Source organism: Citrobacter braakii (assembly GCF_009648935.1).
GTDB classification, from domain to species: Bacteria; Pseudomonadota; Gammaproteobacteria; order Enterobacterales; family Enterobacteriaceae; genus Citrobacter; species Citrobacter braakii.
This window is the reverse complement of sequence record NZ_CP045771.1, coordinates 2,658,191-2,677,436: the sequence shown is the minus strand read 5'-3', so window position 1 is coordinate 2,677,436 and position 19,246 is coordinate 2,658,191. Positions and strand designations below refer to the sequence as shown.

16 protein-coding genes are annotated in these 19,246 nt (G+C 52.0%); 5 read left to right on the top strand and 11 right to left on the bottom strand.

The window, feature by feature from the left end; genetic code table 11:
- Positions 1 to 3: 3 nt before the first annotated feature.
- From GFC06_RS12350 to hypT, 4 genes are all read right to left on the bottom strand, one after another.
- Positions 4 to 1,254: a NupC/NupG family nucleoside CNT transporter gene (locus tag GFC06_RS12350; RefSeq protein WP_047359178.1), complete on the bottom strand. Its 1,251-nt coding sequence runs from the start codon at positions 1,252 to 1,254 to the stop codon at positions 4 to 6.
- 96 nt (positions 1,255 to 1,350) lie between these two features.
- The gene (locus tag GFC06_RS12345; protein WP_153690203.1) at positions 1,351 to 2,286 is read right to left on the bottom strand and encodes a pseudouridine-5'-phosphate glycosidase; all 936 of its coding nucleotides are present in this window, start codon (positions 2,284 to 2,286) and stop codon (positions 1,351 to 1,353) included.
- Positions 2,274 to 3,215, bottom strand: coding sequence for a pseudouridine kinase (locus GFC06_RS12340; RefSeq protein ID WP_016153731.1), 942 nt, complete (start codon positions 3,213 to 3,215; stop codon positions 2,274 to 2,276). Before GFC06_RS12340 ends, GFC06_RS12345 begins: the two co-directional genes overlap by 13 nt.
- 303 nt (positions 3,216 to 3,518) lie before the next feature.
- The gene (gene hypT / locus GFC06_RS12335) at positions 3,519 to 4,430 is read right to left on the bottom strand and encodes a hypochlorite stress DNA-binding transcriptional regulator HypT (protein WP_019077233.1); all 912 of its coding nucleotides are present in this window, start codon (positions 4,428 to 4,430) and stop codon (positions 3,519 to 3,521) included.
- A gap of 353 nt (positions 4,431 to 4,783) precedes the next feature.
- Here hypT and cuyB point away from each other — a divergent pair, with 353 nt between their 5' ends.
- Positions 4,784 to 5,503 (top strand): cysteate racemase, encoded by a 720-nt coding sequence (gene cuyB / locus GFC06_RS12330; protein ID WP_153690202.1) that lies wholly within the window; start codon positions 4,784 to 4,786, stop codon positions 5,501 to 5,503.
- A 76-nt stretch (positions 5,504 to 5,579) separates the two neighbouring features.
- Positions 5,580 to 6,878: an anaerobic C4-dicarboxylate transporter gene (locus GFC06_RS12325; protein WP_047500971.1), complete on the top strand. Its 1,299-nt coding sequence runs from the start codon at positions 5,580 to 5,582 to the stop codon at positions 6,876 to 6,878.
- Positions 6,879 to 6,957: 79 nt separating this feature from the next.
- Here GFC06_RS12325 and fruA read toward each other — a convergent pair whose 3' ends face one another.
- From fruA to fruB, 3 genes are read right to left on the bottom strand one after another with little or no spacing between them, the layout of a single operon-like run.
- Complete coding sequence (fruA, locus tag GFC06_RS12320; RefSeq protein WP_016153736.1) at positions 6,958 to 8,646, bottom strand: PTS fructose transporter subunit IIBC; 1,689 nt, start codon at positions 8,644 to 8,646, stop codon at positions 6,958 to 6,960.
- Between the two features lie 16 nt (positions 8,647 to 8,662).
- A complete protein-coding gene (gene fruK / locus GFC06_RS12315) occupies positions 8,663 to 9,601 on the bottom strand; it encodes a 1-phosphofructokinase (protein ID WP_003834544.1) in 939 nt (312 codons plus the stop codon).
- Entirely contained in the window at positions 9,601 to 10,731 is a 1,131-nt protein-coding gene (gene fruB / locus GFC06_RS12310) for a fused PTS fructose transporter subunit IIA/HPr protein (RefSeq protein ID WP_016156988.1), read from the bottom strand. Before fruB ends, fruK begins: the two co-directional genes overlap by 1 nt.
- 368 nt (positions 10,732 to 11,099) lie before the next feature.
- Between fruB and setB the strand changes: the two genes are divergently transcribed.
- Positions 11,100 to 12,281, top strand: a complete 1,182-nt coding sequence (gene setB, locus GFC06_RS12305) for a sugar efflux transporter SetB (protein ID WP_016153738.1) — start codon at positions 11,100 to 11,102, stop codon at positions 12,279 to 12,281.
- On the opposite strand, the gene GFC06_RS12300 is transcribed toward setB, so the two are convergent.
- Positions 12,278 to 12,532, bottom strand: a complete 255-nt coding sequence (locus tag GFC06_RS12300; protein WP_016153739.1) for a YkgJ family cysteine cluster protein — start codon at positions 12,530 to 12,532, stop codon at positions 12,278 to 12,280. The genes setB and GFC06_RS12300 overlap by 4 nt on opposite strands.
- 157 nt (positions 12,533 to 12,689) lie before the next feature.
- Here GFC06_RS12300 and yeiP point away from each other — a divergent pair, with 157 nt between their 5' ends.
- A complete protein-coding gene (gene yeiP / locus GFC06_RS12295) occupies positions 12,690 to 13,262 on the top strand; it encodes an elongation factor P-like protein YeiP (RefSeq protein WP_016153740.1) in 573 nt (190 codons plus the stop codon).
- 56 nt (positions 13,263 to 13,318) lie between these two features.
- On the opposite strand, the gene torD is transcribed toward yeiP, so the two are convergent.
- The 3 genes from torD to torC are packed head-to-tail and all read right to left on the bottom strand — an operon-like array spanning position 13,319 to position 17,582.
- The gene (torD, locus tag GFC06_RS12290) at positions 13,319 to 13,951 is read right to left on the bottom strand and encodes a molecular chaperone TorD (protein WP_153690201.1); all 633 of its coding nucleotides are present in this window, start codon (positions 13,949 to 13,951) and stop codon (positions 13,319 to 13,321) included.
- Complete coding sequence (gene torA / locus GFC06_RS12285; RefSeq protein WP_153690200.1) at positions 13,941 to 16,439, bottom strand: trimethylamine-N-oxide reductase TorA; 2,499 nt, start codon at positions 16,437 to 16,439, stop codon at positions 13,941 to 13,943. Before torA ends, torD begins: the two co-directional genes overlap by 11 nt.
- 3 nt (positions 16,440 to 16,442) lie before the next feature.
- Positions 16,443 to 17,582 (bottom strand): pentaheme c-type cytochrome TorC, encoded by a 1,140-nt coding sequence (torC, locus tag GFC06_RS12280; protein ID WP_103766555.1) that lies wholly within the window; start codon positions 17,580 to 17,582, stop codon positions 16,443 to 16,445.
- A 165-nt stretch (positions 17,583 to 17,747) separates the two neighbouring features.
- Between torC and pdxR the strand changes: the two genes are divergently transcribed.
- Positions 17,748 to 19,220, top strand: coding sequence for a MocR-like pyridoxine biosynthesis transcription factor PdxR (gene pdxR, locus GFC06_RS12275; protein WP_103766556.1), 1,473 nt, complete (start codon positions 17,748 to 17,750; stop codon positions 19,218 to 19,220).
- Positions 19,221 to 19,246: the final 26 nt, after the last annotated feature.

Below are 19,246 nucleotides of genomic sequence, written 5' to 3'. Positions count from 1 at the left end.
TCGCTATGCCAGCCCGATAAAGAAACCGGCTATAGTGGCGCTCATCAGGTTTGACAGCGTTGCTGCTGCCAGCGCGCGCATGCCAAGCTGCGCGATTTCCGGGGCACGCTGTGGCGCTATCGCCGAAAATGCCCCGACGACAACGCCAATCGAACCAAAGTTAGCGAAACCGCACAGCGCAAACGAGATAATCGCAATGGTCTTCACATCCAGCGTTCCACCCGTTTGCAGATACGGCGAGAAGTTGAGATAAGCGACAAACTCATTAATCGCCAGCTTCTGTCCGATCAGGCTGCCTGCCAGCGTCGCATCGCCCCAGTCCACACCCATAATCCACGCCAGCGGGGCTAGCGCATAGCCAAAGATCCCTTCCAGAGTGGCATGACCAAAGCCAAACCACCCACCAATTCCGCCAATAATGCCGTTAATCAGCGCGATAATGGCAACAAATGCCATTACGACCGTCGCCACGCCAGCAGCAATTTTCAGCCCGGTCATCGCTCCGCTCGCCGCTGCTTCGATGATGCTTTTCGGTGGCGTTTCAGTAAATGACAGGTTCTCAAAGGTGACGCGAGATTCTTCAGTAGCCGGACTCAGCATACGCGCGAACAAAATACCGCCAGGGATTGCCATCAACGATGCCGCCAGCAAATAGTCAATCGGAACGCCCATTCCGGCGTAACCAATCATCATTGAGCCAGCAATCGAGGCCATCCCGCTACAAATAGCGGTAAACAGCTCATTGCGATTCAGGCGGTCAATAAACGGCTTCACTATCGCCGGGATCTCGTTTTGCCCGAGGAAAATCGTCGTTACGGCGACAAATGACTCGATCTTACTGATGTTCAGCGCTTTCTGGAAAATACCGCCGAGGATGCGGATCAACAGCCCCATCACGCCAATGTAGTAGAGAAGACTGATCAGTGCGGTCACAAAAATGATGGCCGGAAGCACCCGAAAAGCGAAGATAAACCCGGCTCCGTCAAACAGCACATCCATTTTTGGCCCTACCAGGGAGCCAAAGATAAATGCGCTTCCCGCGTCACTGTATGACATTACCTTGTGGACACCGAGCGCAGCCTGTTCAACCAGCCATTTTCCTGGCGGGAAGTACAGCATAATGCCGCCGATTGCGATTTGCAGTACCAGTGCAGCCCCGACCGTGCGCAGACTGATACGTTTTTTATTTACTGACAGCAGAAACGCGATGGCCAGTAATACCACCATACCCACAACACTTCTCATTATATCCATAATGAAATTCCCTTCATGCCAGGAAACCCGGCGTTATCGCCAGGTTTTGGTAGGTTTGATATTCGCGGGCGACCGCATTCTGCCCGGGAAACTCTGTCAGACGAGGCGCTGATACTCCTTCGCAATTTCACAGGCCAGTACCGCATTGTTGAACACCAGCTGAATATTTGATTTCAGGCTGTCACCACCGGTCAGCTCTGCAACCCGCGCTAACAGGAACGGCGTACTCTCTTTGCCCACAACGCCCTGATCTTCCGCTTCTTTTACCGCCCGATCGATTGCCGCATTAATTTTCTCTTCGGCCATCGCAAACTGCTCTGGGATGGGGTTCGCAACAACCAGACCGCCGTCGAGACCCGTTTGCCATTTCACCGCCATGGCACGGGCAATCTCTTGCGCACTGTCCAGACGGATACTGACCTCAAACGGACTGGTACGGCAGAAAAATGCTGGCAACGCGTTGGTTTGATAACCAATTAACGGCACACCAAAGGTTTCTAAATATTCAGTAGTTAAGCCGAGATCAAGAATAGATTTCGCCCCGGCACAAATTACCGTGACATTGGTATGCGCCAGTTCTTGCAGATCCGCGGAAATATCAAAGGTATGTTCAGCACCACGATGAACCCCACCTATTCCCCCTGTCGCAAATACTTTAATTCCCGCCAGGGCGGCAATAATCATGGTTGAGGCAACAGTCGTTGCACCATTTTTTCCTGCCGCGACCACAAACGGCAAATCACGACGACTTACTTTCGTAACGCTATGACCTTCTCGCCCAAGCAGCTCAATTTCATTTTTGCTTAAACCAACTTTCATTATTCCGCCAATAATGGCAATGGTCGCAGGAACCGCACCGTGTTTACGAATAGTTTCTTCTACTTCAATCGCTGTCTGGGCATTCTGCGGAAATGGCATACCATGAGAAATAATGGTTGATTCAAGTGCAACAATCGGCTTCTTACTGTTTAATGCTTCCTGTACTTCTGGAGATATTTGTAATAATTCAGAGGAAAGAGTTAATTCAGACATTCTGTGTTCTCCACTAATGAGCTTACATTCGCAACAGACAAATCAGGGTTATTGGTATATTCACAGGCTAACGCCATTGATGAACAACCCTGCGCAAATCGAACCGAATCAATAAAGGGCATGCCGTCTACCCAGCAGGAAGCCAGTCCAGCCATCATCGCATCGCCAGCCCCGGTAACATTAATGACGTGAGTTTTAATCGGCAGCGACCAACCACGACTTCCCGCAATATCACTGTAATAAACACCGTCACCGCCCATGCTGAGCACCAGCCTATTTAAGCCGCGATCATGAAACCAGGCGGCGACTTTACCCACGTCATCACGCCCGGAAAGCGCAATACCGCTTAGCGTTTCGGCTTCAAGCCGGTTGGGTTTAAGAGTGTGAATTTGTCCAAGCCGCTCGCGAATTTTGACGCATTTCCATGCCGATACCGGGTCAACAAACACCGGAACCTCTCCGGCATTTTCCAGCACCCATGCCAGGGCATCTTCGCTGATATTGCAATCGGCGACGATGACTTTCGCCTGCCGAATAAAATCATGATGCTGTGATAAAAAATCTGCTGAAATATGTTCGGTAATGCTCATATCATTAATGGCAACCAACATTTCACCGGTGTTATCAAGCAATGATAAATAACTGGACGTATTCTCTCCGGGAACGATAAGACACTTATCAACATGAACTCCGGATTGATTGGTTTGCGCCAATAACGATTGTCCATAAAAATCATTACCAACCGCCGTCAGTAACCATGAATTTTTCCCCAGCAGCGCGAGATTATGTGCAATGTTACGTCCAACTCCGCCGGGGGTGAATTTTATCTTTCCTGGATTCGAATCCGCATAATTTAGAGAAGCATGCGAATACCCAGCAACATCCATATTGGCCGAGCCAATAGTTACTATGTATTCCTTTTCACGCATAGCACGTCCCCTGGCAATTAACTTGCCACAAATGAGTTCGTTAAAAATAACCAACGCCACACATCAGGTTATTAGAGCACATGTTCACTATCAAACATGTGTTCATAGTAAGCGTGTTTTTGACAAAGTAAATCCATATTCAAGATCTAAACTCAATAGATATGAACAGAATCACAATTTTTTATAGATACAGTCTGTAAAGGAAAGAGAAAATGAGAGGTAGTACACAATTCAAGCAGTCTAAAGAGTTTAACTCCGGCATAACCGGAGATTTTTCAGATGCGACAGGCGATCCGGTTCGTATCAACTGAGCGAAACAAGGTCCTCTGGCATATGGTTGTACAAAATCCGCCAGAAGTGCTCAGCCGTTTTATTCAACCGGGTATCCATTCGGTAAATGTAAGCCTGAATAGGCACCATCAGTTCCGGCGTCTGCAGACAAACCAGCCGCTTTTCGCGCAGTTCGTTTACGATTGTCCACGCCGGCAGCCAGGCGATACCATGCCCATCCAATGCCATATTTTTTAATAACTCACTCATTGAAGACATAAACAGCGTACGGGCTGAAATGCCACCTACTTCCGCCAGATGACGGTTTACCAATCTTCCCATGTAGGATGTGCTGGTATAGTTCAGAATCGGCGCCTGCGACTGATAGATATCAAACAACGCCTTACCCTGCGCATCAGCAGCACACACGGGGTACAGTTCAGACTCAAAAACCTTCAAGCCGCAGAAAGGTGACTGCATTAAGTCTTCATCCCGAAAGGAGATAATAAAATCGCTTTTACCCTCGCGCAGAGTATTCACCGCCTGAACAACATCAATAGCTTCAACGTGATAGACAAACTCCTCACCCCAGGCCGCCATTGAGTGCACCAATCTGGGCAACATCGTCAGCGACAGAGAATGTGCCGCCGCTATTTTGATATTGGGTACACCCAGTAAATTGTGGCCGCTTAGCTCATCCAGATTACATTCCAGCTGTTGCAACAAACTACGGGTTTGCGAATGAAATAGCTTGCCCTCCTCCGTGAGTTGCAGTGGGCTCGTTGTGCGATCAAAAAGCAGCACACCCACGGCTGATTCGAGCGCCTTGATCCGCCGACTAAATGCCGGTTGGGATATGTTGCGCTCCTCAGCCGCTTGGGAAAAATGACGGCATGCCTCCAACGTCAGAAAGTCATATAACCATTTTGTCTCAATATTTTTCATGCTTATCACGCGGATATTTAAATATGCCTATTAGCCTTAAAGCATCATGCCTGAATAGTTCCGAAGATGACATTCATCATTAGCGCCTGGTGATTCGTTTTTTGCATCAAGGCTTCATTTTTAACATTAACATACTTCTCTCCCTATCGGTTACGACCGCTTGTCCGCCGCGTAACGCGGAGCCTCTGGCCTAATACCGGCCTGCTGAGGTTACACAATAAACCACAGTCATGCGGTTTTTGCATTAAGCCATACATTATTGCATTTCTCCTCACGTCTCACTGCTGTTAAACATTATCAGCAGACACAACCCGGCTCTGAATATTAATCATCGGTGAATTGAGGTATATATCGTGAAAGGTTTAATTGGCGTGCTTGGTGGTATGGGACCTGCTGCAACGGTCGATCTGTTTAATAAATTCGTCACTTTTACCGCTGCGCAACGTGACCAGGAACATATCCCCTTAATTATTTCATCTATTCCTGACATTCCTGACCGAACCGACGCGTTAATGCATCATGGTCATTCCCCTCTTCCGGCAATGCGCGATTATATGCATAAACTCGAAGATGCTGGCGCCGAGTGTATTGTGATCCCCTGTAACACCGCCCACTTTTGGTTTAATGAATTAAAAGCGTGCTGCCATACAGAGTTGCTCAGTATCGTTGAAACGACCATCAATGAGGTTAAAAACTGCGGGAAATCGCAAGTCGGATTACTCGCCACCAACGCCACTTTATACATGGGCCTCTATCAAAAAGGCATAGAATCTCATGGGTTAACCTGCATCAGCCCTGACTCATCCAGTCAGGAAAAAGTGATGGAAAGCATTTATTGCTTAAAAGCTGGTGATGCTAAGCGGGCGCAAACGCTGATGAATGAACAGGCTGAAGCACTCTTCTCACGCGGGGCACAAGTCATCGTGCTCGGATGTACTGAAGTTCCTGTCATTCTTGCTGAAGCCGTCAAAAAGTCACCTGAAAAATATATTGATTCAACCGGTTCGTTGGTTCGTGCCGGTATTAAATGGTACGAGAAACGCGTGGGTAAAAATCACCTTTTGGCACAATGAATGTCCCTACCTGTTTAATTGTTGCATTAAATAAAAATCCATTTTAATTACAAATTACTCTCTGGCGGAGGCCATTATGATTTGGCTAGAAATTATCGTAGTGTTGGGCGCAATATTTTTCGGTATCCGCCTTGGCGGAATTGGTATTGGTTTATGTGGCGGGCTGGGGCTGGCTATTTTAACGCTGGGATTTGGGCTGCAAATTGGTTCACCACCCGTTGACGTTATTCTTATTATTATGACGGTGGTGGTGGCGGCATCGGCGCTACAGGCCGCCGGAGGCATGGATTATCTGGTTCGCATTGCCGGTAATTTTATGCGCCGTAACCCTAAATATATCAATATTATTGCGCCGATTATTACCTGGTCGATGACGATTATGGCGGGAACAGGGTTCATCGTCTTTTCTACTCTGCCAGTGATTGCCGAAGTTGCCAAAGAGTCAGGTATTCGCCCTTCTCGTACGCTCGCAGGCTCCGTAGTCGCTTCTCAGGTGGCGATATCCGGTTCGCCGATCAGTGCCGCAATGGCCGCTATGCTGACTATTATGGAAGGCAACGGTATCAGCTTTATTCAGGTCATGGCGGTTTGTCTGCCTGCCTCATTTGTCGCCGCGATGGTCGCCGCTTTTATCGCCTCACGTCAGGGATGTGAGCTACAGGATGATGAAGTCTATCTGGAACGCCTGCAAAAAGGACTGGTGCGTAAATATGCAGGGCAAAACAGCACAACGCCAGGTGCCAGACTGTCAGTCGCCCTGTTTATGCTGGCAACGGTGGTCATCGTTATTCTTGCCGCATGCCCTCAATTGCGCCCTGGATTCGATGCAGGTAACCCCATGAATACCCGGGATATTATCATTATCTGCATGCTAGCTGCCGCGTGTCTGATGGTGGTGCTATGTAAAACATCAACAGACGCGATTGTCCTGACATCCACGTTTCGGGCGGGTATGAGTTCGTTGGCAGTGATTCTGGGTATTGTTACGCTGGGCACAACTTTCATTGATGCCCACTTAACGGGGATAAAGGATATCGCGGGCGATATTCTACGGGCTTATCCGATGCTGTTGGCGCTGGTGCTGTTTGGTACCTGCGCGCTTCTCTATTCGCAGGGAGCCACCACGCCGCTGATTATCCCTCTTGCCGTCGCGCTCGGCGTACCCACATGGGCCATTCTGGCTTCCTATGTCGCAGTGACCGGCGTGTTTGTTCTGCCAACTTATCCGACTTCGCTGGCGGCAATGGAGTTCGACACCACCGGGACAACGCGCGTGGGTAAGTATGTCTTAAACCATCCGTTTATGTTGCCAGGGCTTGGCGGGATCATTGCTGGCGTTGCCTTTGGTTTTATCATCGCGCCAATGATTGCCTGAACCGGTTTAACACTACCAAGCAGATCTTATGGATAAAAAAAGGGGCAGAGAAATCTCTGCCCCGGATGTCAGCGTTAAATCAGGCCGCCTTTGCCACAACCTCTGCTTCCGGGCGTTTCAGCACCGCGTAGGAGAGACCGGCTACCAGCGTACCGGCAATAATGGCCAGCAGGTATCCAACCACCGGAGTGATTGCGCCAGGGATTAACAGCACGAACAGACCGCCGTGCGGCGCCATCAGCTTAGCCCCCACCGCCATCGAGATAGCCCCGGTAATCGCGCCGCCAACGATACAGCAAGGCAAAACGCGCATCGGGTCACGGGCAGCGAATGGGATAGCCCCTTCGGTAATAAAGCACAGGCCCAGTACCAGCGCAGCTTTACCGCCTTCCTGCTGCGCTTTGTCGAACTTACGACGCGCCACCAGCGTTGCCAGCCCCAGGGCCAGCGGAGGCACCATACCCGCCGCCATAATCGCCGCCATCGGCGCATAGGTTTGCGTACTAAGCAGGCCCACACCGAAAGCATACGCCGCTTTGTTAACCGGACCGCCCATATCGGTACACATCATGCCGCCAAGAATCGCTCCAAGCAGCACCGCGTTCGCGGTTCCCATGGTTTGCAGCCAGTGGGTCAGACCTTCCAGAATGCCCGCCACTGGTTTACCGATCAGGTAGATCATGGCCAGACCAACCACCAGGCTTGAGAGCAGCGGAATGATCAGGATCGGTTTTAGCGCTTCCATACTCTGCGGGAGTTTCAGCTTCGTGCTGATGAGCTTCGCCACATAACCGGCAAGGAAACCGGCAATAATCCCGCCAATAAAGCCGGAACCGGTGCTCACCGCCAGCATACCGCCGATAAGACCAGGCGTCAGACCCGGACGATCAGCGATGGAAAACGCAATGTAGCCCGCCAGAACCGGCACCATCAGCGCGAAAGCTGAACCACCGCCAATCTGCATCAGCGCGGCCGCCAGCGTACCCTGCTCCTTGAACGCTTCGATACCAAAAGCGAATGAGAGTGCAATACACAGACCGCCAGCAACCACCATCGGCAGCATGTAGGATACGCCCGTCAGCAGGTGACGATACGCGCCAGCGCTCTCTTTCTTACCTTCAGTGGTTGCAGACTGCGCTTTGCCGGCAGGCTGGTACGGCGTTGCTTCTTCCAGCGCTTTATCCAGCTCCTGCTTCGTTTTCTTCAGCGCAAGGCCAGTAGAAGTACGGTACATTGGTTTTCCGGCAAACTTCGCCAGATCAACTTCAATGTCAGCCGCCACAATCACCAGATCCGCCTGAGCCACCTCTTCCGGCGTAATGGCATTGCCTGCGCCAACAGAACCACGGGTTTCAACCTTCACCCACCAGCCACGTTTTTTCGCTTCCGTTTCAATAGCTTCAGCGGCCATAAACGTATGGGCAACACCAGTTGGACAAGCCGTCACCGCCACCACGCGTTTTGGACCACTACTGGCCACGGACGCTGTCGCAACCGGAGCGCTATAAGGTTTTGCGTGGCCTTTCGCTTCACTGAGGAAAAGTTCAGGATGCGCAACCGCACGACCAATATCGCCCAGCCAGACTTTTTTGCCGTTCAGCGAACTGTCGGCAGGAAGCGTGTCGCCCAGAACAATTGCCAGTTCGGCATCATTAGGATTATCAATAATTTCCAGATGTGCTTTCTGCGCCGCCGCTCCAAGCAGGGTTTTCGCCATATAAGCGCGAGCCTGGCCGAGATTAGCGTCAATAATCAGCAGCGTTTTCATTATGCCTCTCCTGCTGTCAGTTAAACGGTTTTAAGTCGACACGCGCCATCATTGCGGCCAACTGAGGACGATCGGTAATGCCCACATTGCTTTGGCTTACCGCCAGGGCGGCAACAGCGGTTGCCAGACGCAGGGTGTGTTCACTGGATTCACGCATCAGCAGGCCGTAAATCAGGCCGCCAACCATTGAATCACCCGCGCCTACGGTGCTTACCACCTCGACTGACGGCGGTTTAGCAATCCACTCACCCGAAGCGTTAACCCACAGCGCACCTTCCGCGCCAAGTGAAATCACCACGTGAGCAATACCCTGTTCGCGCAACGCATGTGCAGCTTCAATCACATCTTTCATTTCTGGCAGCTTACGGCCTGCCCAGATTTCCAGTTCACGACGGTTTGGTTTCACCAGCCACGGTGCCGCTTTCAGACCGGCCACTAATGCTTCACGACTACTATCAAAGATAATGCAAGGACACTGACTGCGCAGGCGCGTCATCCAGTCGGTGAATGCTTCCGGGCTAACGCCGGTCGGCAAACTGCCGCTGACGCACACCATGTCGAACTGGCCCAGCCAGCTCAGCGAGTCATTCACAAAGCGTTCCCAGTCAGCCGGGGTGACTTCAAAGCCGGAGAAATTGAAATCGGACACTTCGCCGTCTTTTTCGGTCAGCTTAACGTTGATACGCGTACGCCCCTGTACAACCTGAAAACGGTTGGCGATACCCAGCTCGCTGAACAACTGCTGAAAACCATCCTGGTTGTCTTTACCGAGGAAACCGCCCACCGTTACATCGATACCTAAATCTTTCAGAACCTTAGCGACGTTAATCCCTTTCCCTGCCGCATGCAGACCGGTCGTTTTAACCAGGTTCACTTCACCGCGTTCAATTTCCGGGCAGAAACCCACCAGATCGTAGGCTGGGTTAAGGGTGATAGTAGCAACACGTCTGCTCATTACGCGCCCTCCCCAAGACCCGCCGCGATGGCTTCGCCAATCGCTTTCAGCGCCTGTTCAGCATCTTCACCCTGGGCGGTAAAGCGCAGGTGATGTCCTTTCTTCACGCCTAATGCCACAACTTTCATCAGACTGCGTCCATTCGCCGGCTTGCCGGTTCCATCAAGATTTGTCACGGTAATTTCACTGTTAAATTGTTTAATCGTATTCACCAGCATGGTGCCCGGGCGGGCGTGTAAACCATGCTCATTGCGCACTATAAATTCGGCGCTCAGTACATCATCAGTTAAGGCATCATCGCTGGTCAGCAGCGCCAGCACCGTTGCCGCATCGGCTTTCAACAAACGGTCAGCTTTATTATTCAGCAGCAGATCGCCAAGGCGCTTCAGCACCGCAACCGGTTGTTCGTCATTCATGGCGACGGTCACCAGCAGGGCTGCCGCTTCGCCTTGTACATCGAACGCTGTTGCTGCGCGGCTGACCGCAACGGCGCTGCGCACATTGCCTTCAGCACAGTCATTCAGCCAGATCCCCTGACCGAGATTCATCGGTTGCTCATTAATGGCTCTGGCCACAAAGGTGGCGTCAACCGCGCCGACCTCTTTCAGCCGTGCGGCGTTGAGCGCCTGCAGCGTGACCAGCGAGTTGGCAACGACGTCCAGCGACAGCGTTTCGTTATCAAGCTTCAGCTGTTCGCTTTGCTTTTCCCCCATCAGCAACGCGCGCAACTCTTCCGCCGTGGTCGCAGATTTCAGCTGTTCAGCGACGGAGTCATCGCTCAGCACGTGCGTCAGCTGACGCAGTAAACCGAGGTGCTCATCAGAGCTGGCGGCGATGCCGATTGCCACATAAGCAACCTGCCCTTCACCCCAGATCACACCCTGCGGAAACTGAAACACCTGCACGCCGGTTTTCAGCACCCGATCGCGCGTGTCCGTCGTACCGTGAGGAATAGCAATACCGTTGCCGAGGAACGTGGACGTCTGTTGTTCACGCGCCAGCATGCCATCGACGTAGCCTTCCGCTACGTTACCTGCCAGCACTAAGGCAGCGGCAACCTGGCGAATAGCCTCTTCTTTATTCCCGGCCTGTTCGCCCGGGTGAATATCCTGAACAGATAACTGGAACATGGTTCTCCTCTCCCGCTGATTTGAAACGATTCAGCTAACATGAGAAAAAAGGCGTCACCTGACTCCATCAGTTATGGCGAGATGACGCTGAAACGTTTCAAGAAGTCTTGCTCTTTTTTCTTCAGCACACAAGTAAAGTTGACAAATTACTTGCTGAATTTAGAGATAACGCACATTTTTTCCGCGGAGGAGAAAAAATTGCTGACGCAAAAACGGCGTCAGCCTGTCAGATTCAGCAGCGTCAGCAAACTGCTTTCTCTGACTGAAATGCTATTTTGATTTTTGATGCCGATTTTGATTTGGCTCCCTGTTTATTTTCTGACAAGCAGCGTAAACTCCGCGTCTCTTCACATTATTGATATCAAAACATGCACAACACCCCCGTAGCCGCCACACCCAAGGCGTTTGATTTAACGTCTTCGGCGTTCCTGCTTGTCGCATTTCTGACGGGTATCGCCGGTGCGTTGCAGACGCCAACGCTCAGCCTTTTTCTGACGGATGAAGTCCATGCCCGTCCCGGCATGGTCGGGTTCTTTTTTACCGGTAGCGCCGTGATCGGCATTTTGGTGAGTCAGTTTCTGGCCGGACGTTCAGATAAAAAAGGCGATCGCAAAAACCTGATTGTGTTTTGCTGCGTGCTGGGGATGTTGGCCTGCGTGCTGTTCGCCTGGAACCGTAACTATTTTATTCTGCTGTTTGTCGGGGTATTCCTCAGCAGCTTCGGTTCGACCGCCAACCCGCAAATGTTTGCTCTCGCCCGCGAGCACGCCGACCGTACGGGTCGGGAAGCCGTCATGTTCAGTTCAATATTACGTGCGCAGGTTTCGCTGGCCTGGGTGATTGGCCCGCCGCTGGCCTACGCGCTCGCCATGGGGTTTAGCTTTACGGTGATGTACCTCAGCGCGGCGGTGGCGTTTGTTGTCTGCGGCGTAATGGTCTGGCTGTTCTTACCCTCGATGAGTAAAAACGTGCCTCTCGCGACAGGCGCGGTAGAAGCCCCGCGCCGCAATCGACGCGACACGCTGCTACTGTTTGTTATCTGCACATTAATGTGGGGGACTAACAGTCTCTATATCATTAATATGCCGTTGTTTATTATCAACGAACTGCATCTGCCGGAAAAGCTGGCGGGCATCATGATGGGAACTGCCGCGGGGTTGGAAATCCCAACCATGTTGATTGCCGGATACTTCGCGAAGCGTCTGGGCAAACGCCTGTTGATGAGAATCGCCGTTGTCGCCGGATTTTTCTTTTATGCCGGCATGCTGTTAGCCCACTCTCCGGCGATATTACTTGGCTTACAGCTGCTGAACGCGATTTATATCGGCATCCTCGGCGGGATTGGCATGCTTTATTTCCAGGATCTGATGCCGGGACAAGCGGGTTCAGCCACAACTCTCTATACAAATACCATTCGCGTGGGCTGGATTATTGCCGGATCGTTGGCGGGTATTGCCGCTGAAATCTGGAACTATCACGCGGTATTCTGGTTTGCGTTGGTGATGATCGTCGCCACCGTCGCGTGTCTGACGCGCATCAAAGACGTTTAAGGTGCGGTCAGCGCCTCGAGCTCGATGAGATAGACCATGGCCTGGTGCGTCGTCTGTCCGCACATTTCCGCACTGGGCTGTAAACCGGCGCACACTTTTGGCCGCAGAGGCGAAGCAAAAATTTTACAACGCAGGGATTCATCCAGCTGAACGCATGGCGTATTAGCGGGCTTGCCATCAGGCATGCCGGGGATGGGACTGGAAATTGAAGGCGCGGTGCAACATGCACCACAATCCGGACGGCATTCCATACAGTACTCTCTTTATCGTAAACCATCGGATTGTGCAGGAAGCGCACAGTAACACCTTTTGGGCACCAGCAAAAGCATCAATTCCGCTTGCCTGAATGCCCCGGCGCGAGTAGTTTTACGCGATATTTTAGACACTCCTCATTACAGGATTTTTTCGATGCCAAGAGCGAACGAAATTAAAAAAGGTATGGTACTGAATTACAACGGCAAACTGCTGATTGTAAAAGATATTGATATTCAATCACCAACCGCACGTGGCGCCGCCACGCTGTACAAAATGCGTTTTTCTGATGTTCGTACCGGTCTGAAAGTTGAAGAGCGCTTCAAAGGTGATGACATCGTTGATACCGTCACCCTGAGCCGTCGTGGCGTTGATTTCTCCTATGTCGATGGCAACGAATACGTCTTCATGGATAAAGAAGACTATACCCCGTATACCTTCACCAAAGACCAGATCGAAGAAGAATTGCTATTCATCCCGGAAGGCGGAATGCCGGATATGCAGGTACTGACCTGGGACGGCCAGCTGCTGGCGCTTGAACTGCCGCAAACGGTAGACCTGGAAATCGTTGAAACGGCACCAGGCATTAAAGGCGCGTCAGCAAGTGCGCGTAACAAACCAGCGACCATGAGCACCGGTCTGGTTATCCTGGTTCCTGAATATCTGAGTGCAGGCGAAAAAATCCGTATCCATATCGAAGAACGTCGCTACATGGGCCGCGCAGACTAATTTTTCTGCTGCGACAGCGGTGAAAAGGGACAGCATTTGCTGTCCCTTTGTTCTTTTCAGCCCTGGCTGCTGAGGTAAAAATCATCCATCAACAGAGATTCCAGATACAGCTCATCCTCACGCATAAAATGCGTTATGACGTTAACCGCCTGAGGATAAACCCCCTCTTCGTCCCGCTGTAAACAACTTTCCCGTAGCAGGGGTGCCCAGCACATAATGTGATGATGCAAAAAGTAATATTGCGCCGATAACGTCTCCTTTTTGGTAACCATTCTCGCCATCAGTGCCAGCTGTACAGCAATATGGTCGGCAGGCTCGTTGTCCTGCGGGGTCAGCCCATACTCGACTAACAGCACATTCATTTCCTTACGTTCTTCAGGCGCGGTCGTATGCGGATAATACCCCGCATAAGGTGAAACACCGCCAGGAAGTGCCAGCAAAAACAACGAGGCATAGTCCGCCGCCAGCTCCAGCTGTCGGCTTTCCCGGCGCAGCGCCCGAACGAGACTACGTTCCAGGTTTTTGACATCAACGGATAACCCAGGGATAGCCGTCAACGACGCCAGCCACTTTCGGCTTTCCCCACTTTCAAGGCGGATGAGTTGCTCCTCGTCCAGCTCGCGGAACAGCAGTTGCGAAAACCACTGGTACACCGCCGCCCGCTGTCGATGAATATGATTATGCTGCACTTGCCCCCTCCTCTTTCACAACCTCCGGCCCGCCAAAGCCTGTGACCTGCGGGGCATTCTCCTGGTACCGCTCCACCTCGACCAGCACCGTATGCGCCGAAGGCCCCTGCGCCAGTTGCGATGTACCGATATCCGCACTCAGCACGTTCGGATCGCCATAAGTGCATAATGTGCCCGCTTTCCCGCCTTCCTGCGGCGAATACCACGCGCCTTCATGAATCCGGACGACGCCAGGTGCGTAATCCGGACTGATCACCACCCCGGCCAGCACCTGGCCTCTGGCGTTAAACACGCGCGCAATATCCCCGGCTTTCAGGCCACGTGCGCGGGCATCCGACTCGCTCATGTACAGCGGCTCTCTTCCTGCCACCGCATAGGTGTTACGAAACGCCTCGCTTGAGCACAGCTGGGAGTGCAGACGTTTATCCGGATGACAGGACTGCAGATGCAGCGGATATTTATCTGTTTTGCTGCCATGGGTACGCTCAAAGGGTTCCATCCACACCGGATGCCCCGGGCAGTCCTCGTAGGCAAAGCCCGCGATGGTTTTGCTGTAAATTTCAATCAGACCAGAGGGTGTTCCTAACGGGTTGATATCCGGCTGTTCGCGAAATTCTCCATGACGCACCCACGGCTTCCCGGCAGGATATTCAATGTATCCTTCGCCCTGCCAGAAGCTCTCGAAGTTCGGCATACTCACGCCAAGGGACGCTCCCGTTTTCGCGCCCTCATCATAAATGGCTTTTATCCACTGCATTTCATCCCGCTTTTCGCGGTATGTCTCTTCCTGACCAAAGCGTTTGCACAGACCGGCAAAGACATCAAAGTCATGTCGCGCTTCAAACTGCGGTTTAACCACCTGATGTATCGCCATCAGCCCTTTATTCGAGTGTGTACCGAACTGCTCAATGTCATTACGCTCAAAGCGCGTGGTCACAGGCAGGACGATATCGGCAAAACGACAGGATGCTGTCCACTGATGATCCAGAACTACCACGGTTTCCAGCTTCTTCCACGCTTCGATCATGCGGTTACGATCCTGCTGCGCATGGAACGGATTGGCGGCGCTGAAAATCGCCATTTTGATATCAGGGAAAATTAATGTTTCACCGTTGAAAGCGATCTTTTTGCCTGGCGCCAGCAAACAATCAATCATTCGCGAGGTAGGAATATGCTCTGAAGCGCCGCGGAAATCCGCTTTGTATTTCGCGGCCGGGGGATTGTTGATGCTCCCGAGGCCGGACAGGACGGGACCGCCAGAGGTGACCGTCCCGCCGCCGTTATAGTGCCAGCCAAACCCTACTCCGCCGCCCGGCAAGCCAATTTGGCCAACCATGCTGGCCAGCACCACCAGCATCCACGGATACTGCTCGCCATGGTGCATACGCTGCACGCACCAGCCGCCCATAAACTGTGTCCGGCCTTTGACCAGCAGGCGGGCGAAGTCGCGGATCTGCTCCGCCGTCAGGCCGCAGATTTCCGCCGCCCATTCGGCATTTTTCGGCTGCTTGTCGCTTTCCCCAAGCAGATACGGCAAGAACTGTTCAAAGCCCACGGTATAATCGTTAATGAACGCCACGTCATACAGTTTTTCTTCGTACAGGGTATGCGCCAGCGCCAGCAATAATGCGACATCCGTTTGCGGTCGCAGCGCCAGCTGCTCACAGCCAAGATAGTTTTGCGACTTGCTACGCACCGGATCAACGCTGATAACGCGCATCTTACCCTGCGCAACCGCTTCTTTAATCTGCTGCCAATAGCCAAACGCATCGTGATCGGGAACCAGGAACTCGATCTGCAGATTCTTGATAGGATCGCAGCCCCACAGCACGATGGTTTGGGTATTTTCGATAACCAGCGGGAGTGACGTTTGCTGCTCATAAACTTCCAGCGAACCAATCACATGCGGCAAAATCACCTGCGCTGCGGCTGCCGAGTAGTCGCCGACGGTCGTTACATAGCTACCGTGCAAGCCGAGTCCCCGATCCATCGCGCCGCCGGCCTTATGATATTTGCCAACAATTTGCCAGTCCGCCAGCCCGGTAAAGACACCAGAAGATCCGTAGGTCTTTTGTACTCGTTCAAGCTCCTCATAGAACAGATCCAACGCCTGATCCCAGCTCACACGGACAAAGCGATTATCGCCGCGCTGGTTGCGATCTGACTTTTCACGCTTGCGCAGCCAGTCCAGCCGCACCATCGGGTAGCGCACGCGCGATGGGTTGTAGACCACCTCCCGAACGGCATTGAGCATATCGCAGGGGTATTTGTCATGTTTGAAGGGGCGGGTATCGACCCATTCACCGTTCACGACTTTGGCTTCAAAAGCGCCAAAGTGCGAGCCAGACTGGATCCATTGCTCCGGGTTTTCACCCGCTGCCCAGACCTTTGAGATCAGTGGATTTGGCCCTAAAGCGCTGACGGCACCGACTGCCAGCATTCCGCTTAAAAACCGTCGACGTGACGGATTAAAATCATGAATATCCATAAATTATCCTTTTGAATTGTTAGGTTGAGGTATATCGCTGGCGTGAGTCTGGAGATATTTCAACAACGTACGGTCTTCCACCGGACTAAGCCGGTAGTAGGTGGACATGGATTTCAGTCCGGCGATCCAGCCATTCGCGGAATAACGAGTCGGCGGCGGCGTGCTGTGGCAAGCGCTACAGGTGGATTGCAACATCTGATCGGCGTATTGCCAGAGGGGGTCAATATTGTCGGTAAACCCCTCCGCTGAACTCCAGGCCATCACGCTTACCTGCTGCCACTCCTGATGTGACTCCGGATCAACCTGTGTTTGCTCAACCTTCACATTGCTCATCAGCGAGGCATCTAATACGGCAGCAAAAACGCGTTTACCCATATACTGGGTAATCACCCGTCCCCGTCCTTTGCTTTCCCGCCAGCCGGTCAGCTCTATCTGAACGTTTTTCCCTTCTCTTTTCAGCACACGCACTTGCGTTGCCGGGTACAGCATGGCTTTACCTGCCGGGCTCTCTGCTGTCGCAGTCAGTGATTTTTCGCCTAACGAATACAGCGTCGTCGCCGTGGGTAACTGCTCTCCCTGACGCTGCAGCTGCTGGTAACGATCGCGAAAACCGCTGCTCATATCGGGTTTGTGATGGGCAATGCCTTTGTGACAATCGATACAGTTACTGTCTTTTGCCGCCGCCGCGGTCATTTGCGCCGCTGCATTTGCCGATTGCTTGCCGTGATCCATTGCCTCGTAGCTATGGCAGGATTTACACGCCGCAGAATTATTCGCGCTCATGCGCGCCCATTCTCGTTGGGCCAACTCCGCCCGCTTTGCGGCAAATTTTTCCGGGGTATCGATCGAAGGAGAGATAAAGGTGTGGTAGAGGTCGTTTAAGGCTTGCGTTTTACGAACCAGCGTTGGGACGATGCCTGGCGGAATATGACAATCCTTACACTCCGCACGCACACCTGAAGCATTGCGAAAATGCATGCTGGTTTTATACTCCTCGCCAGATATGCGCATCGAGTGACACGATAAACAAAACTCGGTAGAACTGGTGTAATGAACGCCTTGCCACGTTCCCCAAATAGCCAGGGCCATTGCTACCGCCCCGGCGAATGCGCACCATAGTGCGTTTTTTCTTATCCACGACATGCTTGCCTCCATTTTTTTAATAGCGACACGCTAAGGGATAATAAAAATCAAAAATAGAGACAGCGAAGGCAGATTATAGGAACAGCATCCACTCTATGAGGTTCGTCAAATAGTAAAGAGCAGAAGTCCGTAATATAATCACCATCTATAAATAAGGAATTTATCATGCTCAAACTGACTCTCGATAGAGAAAGCCGGACTCCGCTGCAGTTGCAGATATTTCAATTTTATTTACAGGCCATTCAGCGGGGTGATTTGCTGTGTGGAGATAAACTCCCCTCTATTCGCGAGCAGGCTCAGGCATTGAACAGTGCCAAAATAACGGTAGTGATGGCCTATGATAAGCTGATGGCGGCTGGATTAATTAAGAGCCGACACGGCATTGGCTATGAGGTGATATTCACCACGCCTGTACGTGTAACCCCAGCGCATGTGTCCGTACCCCAGGGCTCTCCGCCAGTAACACCAAAAGCGGCCGGGGTCTCTACCGATGTTTACGCAGAGCCTGGGCGGGAGTGCTACTGCCGGATGGGCGTCCCCGATCCCAATGCTTTTCCCTGGGCAAGCTGGCGAAAATGGAATAACGCGCCAAGCGTACTTAAAGAGCAATTGTTTACCCGATATCATTCATCAAATGGATTATTTTCACTGCGTGAGCAACTAGCCAGGTACCTTAATTTATCTCGCGGCATTAATACCCGGGCGGAGAATATCATCATTACCAATGGGATTCAGGAAGGATTGTCGCTGCTCAGTCAAATATTTATTGTTCATCATGCCGTCAGTCAGCAAAAAAAGTGCCACGTTGTGGCCGAATCCCCTTGCTATTCTGGCGCATGGCATCTGTTTAATTATTACGGTGCAGACATTACGTCAATTGCTGTAGATAACCACGGGCTGCAAACAGATAAATTACCCGAATATGAAACCCAGCTTTGCTATGTGACTCCGGCTCACCAGTATCCAATGGGAAGCGTCCTTTCGCTGGAGCGCCGTCAGTCATTATTGACGTGGGCGCAGCGCGTCGGCGCTTATATCCTTGAAGACGACTACGATGCTGTTTTTACCTATGGCGAGAACCCCCTTCCTGCCCTGAAAGCTATGGATTATCACAACCGGGTTATCTACATGGGGACATTTTCCAAAACGCTGGGGCCGGGAACGCGTCTTGGCTATCTCATTTGTCCTGATGAACTGCTCCCGGCAGTAAAGAATATGAAAGCGCTCAACAACAACGGCAGTCAGTGGCTATTGCAGCAATTTTTAGCCGAATTAATGCAAAATCAGGTGTTTTATTCGCACATCAGCAAGCTGGCCTGCAACTATGCGGCGCGCCTCAATCTGTTACGTGATGGCCTTTCTGTTCTGTTTCCGTCAGGGAAAATCGCTGGCGCAACGGCGGGTCTGCACCTCTCGTTACGCGTTGACAGACACCCAGATATGATAGCCAGGCTGCAACAGCGCTGCCTGCTGGCAGGGATCCGCTTTGACACTCTGCCAGATATTGAAAATGGCTCAGGAGCCGCATGGCGTAGGGAGAATAGCGATGCTGTTATGTTTTTCGGGTTTGGCGGATTGCAGATACAGCAGATCAAAAAGGTGCTGTCGGTACTGGAGCAGGCGCTAGCGCAGCCTTGATGAATTTCAGGGATCGCGCCTGCGGC

Bases quoted from the DNA above. Each gene is read 5' to 3' on its own strand.
- GFC06_RS12350 (WP_047359178.1), bottom strand. From the start codon at position 1,254: ATGGATATAATGAGAAGTGTTGTGGGTATGGTGGTATTACTGGCCATC.
- GFC06_RS12345 (WP_153690203.1), bottom strand. From the start codon at position 2,286: ATGTCTGAATTAACTCTTTCCTCTGAATTATTACAAATATCTCCAGAA.
- GFC06_RS12340 (WP_016153731.1), bottom strand. From the start codon at position 3,215: ATGCGTGAAAAGGAATACATAGTAACTATTGGCTCGGCCAATATGGAT.
- hypT (WP_019077233.1), bottom strand. From the start codon at position 4,430: ATGAAAAATATTGAGACAAAATGGTTATATGACTTTCTGACGTTGGAG.
- GFC06_RS12325 (WP_047500971.1), top strand. From the start codon at position 5,580: ATGATTTGGCTAGAAATTATCGTAGTGTTGGGCGCAATATTTTTCGGT.
- fruA (WP_016153736.1), bottom strand. From the start codon at position 8,646: ATGAAAACGCTGCTGATTATTGACGCTAATCTCGGCCAGGCTCGCGCT.
- fruK (WP_003834544.1), bottom strand. From the start codon at position 9,601: ATGAGCAGACGTGTTGCTACTATCACCCTTAACCCAGCCTACGATCTG.
- fruB (WP_016156988.1), bottom strand. From the start codon at position 10,731: ATGTTCCAGTTATCTGTTCAGGATATTCACCCGGGCGAACAGGCCGGG.
- setB (WP_016153738.1), top strand. From the start codon at position 11,100: ATGCACAACACCCCCGTAGCCGCCACACCCAAGGCGTTTGATTTAACG.
- GFC06_RS12300 (WP_016153739.1), bottom strand. From the start codon at position 12,532: ATGGAATGCCGTCCGGATTGTGGTGCATGTTGCACCGCGCCTTCAATT.
- yeiP (WP_016153740.1), top strand. From the start codon at position 12,690: ATGCCAAGAGCGAACGAAATTAAAAAAGGTATGGTACTGAATTACAAC.
- torA (WP_153690200.1), bottom strand. From the start codon at position 16,439: ATGGATATTCATGATTTTAATCCGTCACGTCGACGGTTTTTAAGCGGA.
- torC (WP_103766555.1), bottom strand. From the start codon at position 17,582: ATGTCGTGGATAAGAAAAAACGCACTATGGTGCGCATTCGCCGGGGCG.
- pdxR (WP_103766556.1), top strand. From the start codon at position 17,748: ATGCTCAAACTGACTCTCGATAGAGAAAGCCGGACTCCGCTGCAGTTG.